At 65.4% G+C, this 9486-nt stretch carries 7 protein-coding genes; all 7 read left to right on the forward strand.

All coding sequences use genetic code 11. The features are described from left to right. The coding region (locus Q0629_RS05845; RefSeq protein ID WP_298780112.1) for a phosphoribosyltransferase family protein at positions 1–457 on the forward strand (457 nt) is incomplete at its 5' end. Between the two features lie 129 nt (positions 458–586). After that, complete coding sequence (locus Q0629_RS05850; protein ID WP_298780114.1) at positions 587–880, forward strand: flagellar biosynthesis anti-sigma factor FlgM; 294 nt, start codon at positions 587–589, stop codon at positions 878–880. A 14-nt stretch (positions 881–894) separates the two neighbouring features. After that, positions 895–1350 (forward strand): flagellar export chaperone FlgN, encoded by a 456-nt coding sequence (gene flgN, locus Q0629_RS05855; RefSeq protein ID WP_298780115.1) that lies wholly within the window; start codon positions 895–897, stop codon positions 1348–1350. 3 nt (positions 1351–1353) lie between these two features. Beyond that, positions 1354–4455 (forward strand): flagellar hook-associated protein FlgK, encoded by a 3102-nt coding sequence (flgK, locus tag Q0629_RS05860; protein ID WP_298780117.1) that lies wholly within the window; start codon positions 1354–1356, stop codon positions 4453–4455. 25 nt (positions 4456–4480) lie between these two features. After that, positions 4481–8395 carry a flagellar hook-associated protein FlgL gene (gene flgL / locus Q0629_RS05865; RefSeq protein WP_298780119.1) on the forward strand — a complete coding sequence of 1305 codons (3915 nt, stop codon included), beginning with the start codon at positions 4481–4483 and terminating at the stop codon, positions 8393–8395. 200 nt (positions 8396–8595) lie between these two features. Then, positions 8596–9081 carry a flagellar assembly protein FliW gene (locus Q0629_RS05870; protein WP_298780122.1) on the forward strand — a complete coding sequence of 162 codons (486 nt, stop codon included), beginning with the start codon at positions 8596–8598 and terminating at the stop codon, positions 9079–9081. Next, positions 9081–9380, forward strand: coding sequence for a carbon storage regulator CsrA (gene csrA / locus Q0629_RS05875; protein ID WP_298780125.1), 300 nt, complete (start codon positions 9081–9083; stop codon positions 9378–9380). Before Q0629_RS05870 ends, csrA begins: the two co-directional genes overlap by 1 nt. The last annotated feature ends 106 nt before the right edge of the window (positions 9381–9486 follow it).

The raw sequence follows: 9486 nt of genomic DNA on the forward strand, positions 1-9486 counted from the left end.
CGCCCTCTACGAGGGCGGCGTCAGCCGCGTGATCCTCGGCCTGAAGTACGGGGGCTTCCGCGCGCTGGGGCGCCGGCTGGGGGAGGGGATGGCCGCCCTCTGGGAGGCCCCGGCCGCGGACCTCCTGCTCCCCGTGCCCCTGCACCGGGGAAGCCGGCGGGGGTACAACCAGGCCTTTGAGATCGCGAAGGGTCTGGGGAGGGCCTGGGGCGTCAGGGCGGAGGAGGCGGCCCGCTGGGCGGTCGCCCTGGCGCCCCGGACGGGGCTGAGCCGGGCGGAGCGGCTGTCGCTGCGCCCGGAGGCCTTTGAGGTTTTCCCCCGCGTCCGCGGGGCCCGCGTGGTTCTGGTGGACGACGTGTGCACGACGGGGGCGACCCTGGCCTGCCTTGCGCGGGCCTGCGAGGCGGCGGGGGCCTCCGTGCTGGGCGCCTTCGTCGCCGCGGGAAGCGCCGGATGATGGGCCGGCGGGTAAAGGGCGGGGGAGAAAGTTCCGATACTCTACCCGGAATGAGGCCGTCCGGGTGCAGACAGGGCATGGACGCCCTGGCGGACGGGTGAACGCGAACGGGGAAGGACGGAAAGGAGCGTGTTCCCTTTGATAGGAAGGATATACGGGCAGTTCGGCTTCGACGCGCCGAACGCGAAGAAGGCGCGGCGGAGGACCGGCGCGGGCGGCACGTCCGTCGGCTCGGACGAGGCGGACTTCAGCTCGTTCTCTGTGGAGCTGGCCCGCATCGACGCGGAGCTGAAGAACGTTCCGGACGTCCGGGAGGACGTCGTCGCGGCCTATAAGGAGCAGGTGGAGGCGGGGACCTACGTCCCGCCGCTGGACCAGGTGGCCCACTCCCTGCTCGTGGCGGGGCTGCTGAACGTCCGCTAGCGGGGGGCGAGCCGGTGCGCGGCGAGGTTGAGGCTCTGATCAGCGCGGTCTTGGAGGAAGCGGACGCGATCGACGACCTGGTGGACGTCGTTCGGGATCAGCGCGAGGCCGTGAAGGTCGGGGACGCGGAGGAGATGGACGGCCTGATGAGGGAGATGCATGAGGTCGTCTTCGACGTGCAGACCCAGGAGCTCCGGCGGAGCGACAGGGCGAAGAGGCTGGCGGCGCAGTTCGGCTGCGAGCCCTGCGCGGAGTCCCTGGCTGTGCCCATGGAGGAGGCCGAGCGCGCCCTGTTCAACGGCGCGGCGGACCGGCTGACCCAGTCCGTGTTCGTGCTGAAATCCGAGATGGCGATCCTGAGCGGGCTGATCGAGCAAAATAAACGGTATACGGCGATGCTGCTGTCGGAGTGGCGCCGTCTCATGGGGGAGGGCGCCGCGGACGCGGGAGCGGCGGATTTCAGGGGGTAGAAGATGCTCAACGCTTTTTCGGGAATCGAGATGGGGAAGAGGGCGCTGAACGCCTACAGGCTCGGTATGCAGACCGTGGGACACAACGTCTCCAACATGAGGACGGAGGGGTATTCCCGCCAGAGGGTGCTCTATTCCACGGTGCAGCCCATGGACCTTCCGGGCGTTGGGCAGGTTGGCCAGGGGATGAAGGCCGACGAGATCGTCCGCATCCGGGACCAGTTCCTCGACTTTCAGTACCGCTCCAACCTGGCCACCAAGGGGTATTGGGACACGATCAACGCCGTCTACCAGAACCTGCAAAACTACATTCCTGAGCCGAAGAACAAGGGGCTCAGTGCTGCGATGGACACGTTCTACGCCGCCATGCGGACGTTGCAGCAGAAGCCGGAGGACGCCGCCGCGCGGCGCAGCCTCGTGGAGTCGGCCCGGTCCATCGGCGGGGTGTTGGACACGATCGTCACCGGGTTTGAGACGTACGCGAAGAACCTGAATCAGCAGGTCCTGACCGCAGTTCAGGACGCAAACCAGATGCTGCACAAGATCGCCGCCCTCAACAAGCAGATATACAAGGCCGAGGCGCTGGACCAGAACGCCAACGACCTGATGGACCAGCGGGACCTGCTCCTCGACAAACTGTCCGAGATGCTGGACGTCACCACACAGGAACCCCTGCGGTATGGCGAAGTGAACGGCGAGTTCTTCCTGACGTTGAACGGACGCGCCCTCATCCAGGGCGACCACGTCCGCGAGCTGAGAGCGCACGCCTTCCAGTGGGACGGGCAGGTCTACTACGACGTCCAGGTGGCGGAGAACGAGTTCGACATCGTGGAGAACTGTTACGTCGCCGACGTCCTGGCCACGGGGCCTGAAGGGGTGCACCAGCTCACCGTCGACCGCCTCGCGAACGGCAAGGAGTGGGCCCTGGGCGGCGGCGACCCCCTCTGCCTCGACACGCGGGCCGTGACCACCTCCAGCTTTAAGGACGGCGTCATGCTGGACAAAGCATCGGACCAGGCGAGGACGCGGAGCATCACCATCCGAACGACGAAGACGGACGGGACGCCCGTCAGCTTCACCGTTGACATCGCCTGGGATGCGGCGAACTCGAAATGGACCCTGAAGGCAACGGACTCTGACGGAGCCGCGTTGGGCGCGAACAGCGATTCGGGCGATGCGGAGCTGACCGTTAAAGAGCTGGGCGAATTTTTGAACGACGTCATCGCGGCGAACCCCGACCTGAACAATTCCGGACTGAAGGTCGTGCAGCTGCCGGACGGCGTCACGCCGCCCACGTCCCTCCGCATCGAGGCGGGCAGCGACGCGGAAGGCTGGACCCGTTCGCTGGAGGTTCGGGACGTGGGTGGGACGCTTGGGATGCTATCGCCGGTCCAGGTGGTGAAGAAGGGCGAAACCCGGATGCGGAGCCGCCCCATGTCCCCCACGGAGCCCCTCGGCATCAAGGGCTCCTTCCGCATTCAGGTGGGGACCCAGGGCATGCGCGTCACGTCGGGCATCTTCCGGACCAACGACGCCGAGGGCTTGAAGGCGGGGGAGATCATCGGCCCCGGCAAGCCGGGGGATCGGCACACGTTCCGCATCGGCGTGGCGGACGATCAGGTGGACATCACCGCGTCCTGGAACGATACTTCCAAAAGGTGGGAGCTGACGAGCGACGTGTTCGCGTCCGGAGCAAAGACGACCCGGACGATACCCTCGCCCTACCCCGCGGTCAGCGCCTCGGGCGCGCTGACCGTCGCGGAGTTGACGGGCTTTATGAACCAGGCGCTGCCCAGCGCCGGGATATCCGGGCTCACCGTCGTGTCGGGGCCGGCCGGAGGCACAGCCACGCAGTTCTACGTCGAGTCGAAGGACCACCGCCTGATCTCCATCAGCGACGTGGAGGGCAGCCTGGCGAAGCGGATGGGCATCGTCAACAAGGCGCCGGTGGTCACCATCGACGTGGAGGAGACGGACACCCTCACCACGATCCGCAACAAGATCAACGAGAAGTATCAGGCGGAGCTGGGGCTCACCGCGCCGGAGGACTGGGTGCACGCTTCGCTGAAGCAGGACGCGGACCAGTCCTGGTACCTGACGATCGCCTCGGACGTGCCGGGCGAGGCCCAGCGCATCACGCTGATGGGGGGGGTGGACGGGAACGACCAGGTCCTGCGGCGGCTGGGGCTGATGCGCCTCGAACAGATCGGCACGGTCAGCGCTGCGGACAAAACGCCCGTCTACCGCGAGGTTGCGGCCATCAGCACGGTGGCGGAGGACGCCTCCTTCACCTTCAACGGCGTGCGGTACCTCTCCTCGGACAATCGGTTCAAGGAGGCGAGGCGCATCCCCGCGTCGGGAGGGAGCAGCGACTACAGCGCGTCGAAGCTCGTCCAGGTGGAGGAGGGCATGTGGTTCAACCTGAAGCACGCCGGCAGCACGGCCATCACCGTGCGCCACCACGTCCGGAACGGCACGATCAAGGCCCTTGAAGAAGCCAGGGACGGGATCATCCCCAACCTCCAGGCGCAGCTAAATGAGCTGACCTGGGGGCTGGTGAACCACGTCAACGCCTATCAGTATTCCGGGTACGGCATCGGCGGCGACATCACGACGACGGGGGTCGCCTTCTTCAAACCCCTCAGCACGCGGACCAAGGCGGCTTCAAACCTTTCCGTCAACGACGCCGTGGTGGCGGACAATGCCCTGATCGGCGCGGCGATGGGCCGAAAGAACGCTGCGGGGATCGCCGCGAGCGGCATCAGTGGCGGGTCGGGCGACGGGAGCAACGCCCTGCGCATGGCGGACCTGGCCTCCGCGCGGGCCCTCAAGGGCGGCACGATGACCATCAGGGGCGTCTACGACGCAATGCTTTCCCAGGTCGGCTCCAAGGCGGCGCACGCACAGCTGATGAGCACCGCGCAGGACAGCCTGGCCGAACAGATCGGCCTGCAGCGTGAGGCGGTGTCCGGCGTGAATCTGGATGAGGAGCTCATGGACATGATCACCCTCAACCGCTGCTTCGGGGCCATGTCGCGCTACGTGACCACCTTGGACGAAATGCTGAACGCGATCATCAACGGCTTCGGTCTGGTGGGCCGTTAGTCGTCAGGAGAGGTGAGGTAAGGACATGTACAGCCGAGCGACGAGCATGGGCTCCTACGCAACTCTTTTGAGTTCGCTACAGGGCAACTACAGGAACATTCAAAACCTCCAAAAGCAGTTGGCGACCCTAAAGAAGTACTCCAACCTGTCCGAGAACCCCTCGGCCATCTCCCGTGCCCTTGAGCTGCAATCCGCCATTGCGGCCAACGACGACTACAAGGAGAACGGCGAGAACGCGGTGGCGCTCCTGAAGCACGCGGAGGGCGCGCTGGATCAGGTCCTGAACGCGGCGAAGGCCATCCGGACCCTGGTGATCCAGGCGGGAGATGGCGCGCTGAGCAAGAGCGATCGCGAGATCATCGCAAAGCAGATCGAGGCCAACCGACAGACCATCCTGGATGCCCTGAACACCAAGGTCGCGGGGCAGTACCTTTTTGGCGGCACGAGCACGGGGGAGGCCCCCTTCGTGCTCAACGCGGACGGCAGCCTGACCTACCGCGGCACGGACGAGCGCATCAAGTACGCGCTTTCGAACGTCCTGACGGGGGACGTCTCCTTCACGGGCAGCGAGGTGCTCCCGAACAACGAGAAGGCCTACTTCATATGTAGCCACTACGTGCCGCTGGACTGGCAGTGGAAGGGGCGTGAGGAGAAGGTCCAGATCACCGTCGGGAACCGGACGATCTCCGTCTTCATCCCGGAGCGCTGGATCGACGAGGTGGCGACGGGGAAGACGAAGCCAACGGACTACAACCAGTTCCGCGACCCGGACGAAGTGTCGGGCATCAGCTTGGACGACCTGGCGGCGCTCGTCAACCGCTCCCTGGAGGAGCAGGGGGCGGACATGCTGGTCCGGGCGTCGGTGGAGAAGGACCTGGCCTCGGGCCGCCAGCAGATGGTCATCAAGAGCCACACGGGCGAGAAGGTGGGCATCACCGGCTGGTCCACCACGGACTACATGCCCATGCCGCAGTCCATCGCCGGCATTCAGTTCAAGAAGACCGGGACGACGGCTGGAGGAGGGGTGACGGTGGAGACCCCGAACTGGAACGCCTCCATGCTGGGCGGTACATCGGACATCTCCCTGACGGGGCTGAAGGACAAGATGCTGACCGTCGTCACGATCGCGAAGGACGGGACCAAGGAGGAAAAGACCTGCACCTTTGCGGCGGCGGACGCTGCAAGCGTGGACGCGCTGACCGCGAAGCTGAATGCGGCAGGCAATCTCCCCGCCGGCGTCACGGCCTCCACCAGGAACGGGAAACTGGTGCTGACCTCCGCGGACGGCAAATCCATCCGCGTGGACGGCACGGCGGCGGAGCAGCTCTTCGGCGCGGCGCGCCGGAGCGAGGCCGCGAAGTACAGCGGCCTCATGGGGAAGATCAGCGTCCTGGGCTGGCGTGACGACTCACTGGGCAAGGGCATCACCGTCACCGTGGACGGCAAGGACTACGACTTCGCGTTTGCCGGAAAACGCTCCATCTCGGACCTGGTGGCGGAGATCAATAAGAAGATCCCGGTGGACGCCGGCGACGTGCCCGTAGCCTCCGTCGTCGCAGGACGCCTGGTGCTCCAGTCCTCCCGCGGGCAGGTGACGGTGAAGGACCATGGTGCTGCGGGAGGCGTCCAGCAGTTGTTCGGCACGGCGGGGCCGGTGAAGAGCTCCACCAGCTCCCTCGCCGTCAAGGTGGGGGATAAGCTGCCGGTGACGGTCTACGTCAACGAGGGCGACACCCTGGCGGACGTCGCAGAGAAGCTCAACGCCATCGAGGGCGTCTACTCAAGAACCTCTGCCGACGCGGACCAGCTGGTGGCCGTGGCGAAGCGCGTCGGCGATCTGCATGCAGACAATCTGTCCACGAACGCCGCGGCGGAGTCCCTGCACTATCCCTCCCTCACCCTCACGGGGGCTGGAGGGGCGCTGGCGCTCTTCGACTTCACCTTCGCTGAGAACGCCGAGACGGGGGAGCAGCGGGGGGTCATCGCCTCCAAGCCGCAGACGCGCCCCGTCGATCACAGCCACATGGACGTGTTCGACGTCCTGGGGATGGAGACAGCCCTGAAGAGCGTGGAGTTCAAGAACGGCAGGGTCCTGAAGGTCGAGGCCGGAAAGCCGCTGCACTGGCGCGTGATGAGCGGCGGGCACACGGCAGACATCACCCTGAACCCCGGAGAGTACACGATGGACGACCTGGCTGCCCGCATCCGAAACGCCGGCGCGGGCTGGCTCGACGTGACGGTGGACGTGTACAACAAGGACCACCGCAGCGAGGACAGCACGGAGTCGGGGCTTGGCACCAGCTACAACCGGGAGGAGGCCACACAGCGCCTCGTCATTCGCGGGCTGAAGGGCGAGCAGGTCCTGTTCCTGGACATGAACGACCAGCACTACGCCGACGAAATGGGGCTGTCCACGTCACTCCGCACGACCCCCGACATGGGGGTGAAGAGCATTGCCTTCCCAGAGGCCCCCTGCGTGGACGACGAGCTGGGGGTGAAGGTGCGCGTTCAGATGAACTGCGGCAAAACCTACGACGTCAACATCACGAAGAAGGCCGTCGTGAACCCCGCCACCGGCGAGGTCGATCGGGTGAAGGTGATGCGGGAGATCGTGAACCAGGTGAACGCCCAGGAGGGCTCGAACGTCATGGGGCTCACCGTGCCGGTGGACAAAAACGGCGCGGAGATCCCACACTCCGCCTCCATCCACTTCCTGTCGGGTGAGCCCTTCTCGGTGGTGGACCTGCCCTTCTCCGACCCCGCCTGGTCGGACTACGCAGGGGGCATCGCGGCCCAGCTCGGCATCCACGGCGGCGTTTCGGCCAACCTGGCGAAGACCGCGACCCCGATGAAGGACGGGGAAAAGTTTGGGAAGTCCGGCGTCCTGCGCTTTGAGAGCCTGGGGCACAGCGTGACCATCGACGTGTCGGAGAACGACACGGTGAAGGACGTCATGGACCGGCTGCGCTCCCAGGCGAAGGATTGGCTCTACGCCAACTACTTCGACGCGCACTTGGGGCAGACGGGGCGGCAGAGCGGCGATTATCCCATCCTCTCCATCGCCGCAAAGGACGGCTCGGCGGTCAACGTCATCGACGTCAAGGGGACGATCGCGGAGGAACACCTCGGCCTCAGCACGGGCATCCAGGGCAGCAAAGACGTCAGCGGCATGGAGTGGTCACTGGGGGAGACGGAGGGGAGCGTCTTCTCGATCACCGTGGCCGGATACACGCACACCATCGACATGACGGCGATGCGCGACGTGAACGGGAACGGAAAGATGGACGCGAAGGACCTGGTGGCCACCATTAACGCCCGTATGCAGGACTGCGACGTCAGGGCGGAGCTGAACGAGGAGGGCCATCTCGTGCTGTGGTCCCCGCGGGGCTACTCGATCAAGGCCGAGGTCACGAAGGTGAAAGCGGACGGCACTCCGGCGGGGGCGGTGGGAGATCGGACGAAGGACTTCTTTGGCGGGACTGCCAGTGAGGTTGGGACCTATTATCGGGGCGGGTATAGGTTGGACGATAAGGCCAACGACCGCAAACCCCAGGGGATCTTCGTGCAGAACACGACGAACCGCAGCGGCGCCAACGAGAAGATGCAGAACGGCTACGAGATGTTCGGCGACGTCACTGCGGCGGTGCGGGCCGGGAACCGAACCAGCCTGAGCGAGGTCATGCTGCCGCGCATCGACGCCTTCATCGACAACGTCCTGAGCGTGCTCTCCTCCAATGGCGCCATGCAGAACCGTTACAAGGCCAACATGGACCGCTTGACGACGGAGAACACGATGCTGACGGAAACCCACGACAAACTTGCGACGGTGGACCCGGCGGAGATCGCGACGCAGCTCATGATGGCCAACTACGTCTACCAGTCGAACCTCGCCGTCATCGCTCAGCTGATCCAGCCCAGCCTGCTGGACTTCATTCGCTAGGTCCTGCAAGCCGCAGGGGCGTTCGTCCCCTGCGGCTTTTGGCGGTGTCAGCGCCCCCTCGTGTATAATAGTGCCGAAACGACGGACCGACGGTCTTTACAGGGCCGCGTTGGAAGGTGCAGGGCGGTCAAGGTCTTGTCCGCCCTGTTTTGCTGGCTTTTCGTGGCTGGCGTGAAAATATGAGGATAAAGAGGATAGAGATGTCAGCAACGACGATAGCGACGGAACGGTTTGGCGAGGTCTCCTACAGGGACGAGGACATCCTGACGTTTCCCAGGGGTATTCCGGCCTTTGAGGACCGGCATCGCTGGATATTGGTGGGAAGCGAGGACAACGCCATCAAGTGGCTTCAGAACCTGGAGGATTTGGCTCTGGCGTTGCCGGTGACGACGCCGGACGCGGTGCGCCCGGATTATAATGCGCGCATCCCGGAGGACGAGCTGGAGCTGGTGGGCTCCATGGACCCCGCCGACCTGGCCCTTCTGATCGTGGTGTCCATTCCGGAGGGCGCGCCGTGGAACATGACGGCGAACCTGAGGGCGCCCATTCTGCTGAACCTCAAGACGCGCAAGGCCGTGCAGGTCATCGCGCTCAACGAGGAGTACCCTATTCGCCACGCCGTCTTCCCCGACGACGTGCGCGCGAGGATGCGGAGTCAGGCCGCGGCCGCGGGAGGACGGGGCTGATGCTGGTCCTGAGCCGACGCATCAACGAGTCCATACAGATCGGGACGGACGTCGAGGTGATGGTGATCGACGTCCGGGGCGACGTGGTGAGGCTGGGGATCACGGCGCCTCAGGCGACGCAGATCTGGCGCAAGGAGCTCTGGGACGTCATCGTGTCGGAGAACCGGGTCGCGGCGGAGGCGGCGAAGCGCTCCGCGAAGGCGCAGGGAGCCGGGGAGACGCCGCAGTTGCCGGTTTCAACCTTCTCGCGCCTGTCCAAGATTCCAACGGTACGCCTCAAGGAACGGGACGAGGAATGACCGCGGACGACGACGGCGGCGGAAAACCCGTGTTCTCAGGCAGTGATACAATGTCACTCGGAGGGGGGAGGAGCTTTATGTTTCAATCTACTATGCCAGAAGCTCG

Source organism: uncultured Fretibacterium sp. (assembly GCF_938030725.1).
Lineage (GTDB): Bacteria > Synergistota > Synergistia > Synergistales > Aminobacteriaceae > Fretibacterium.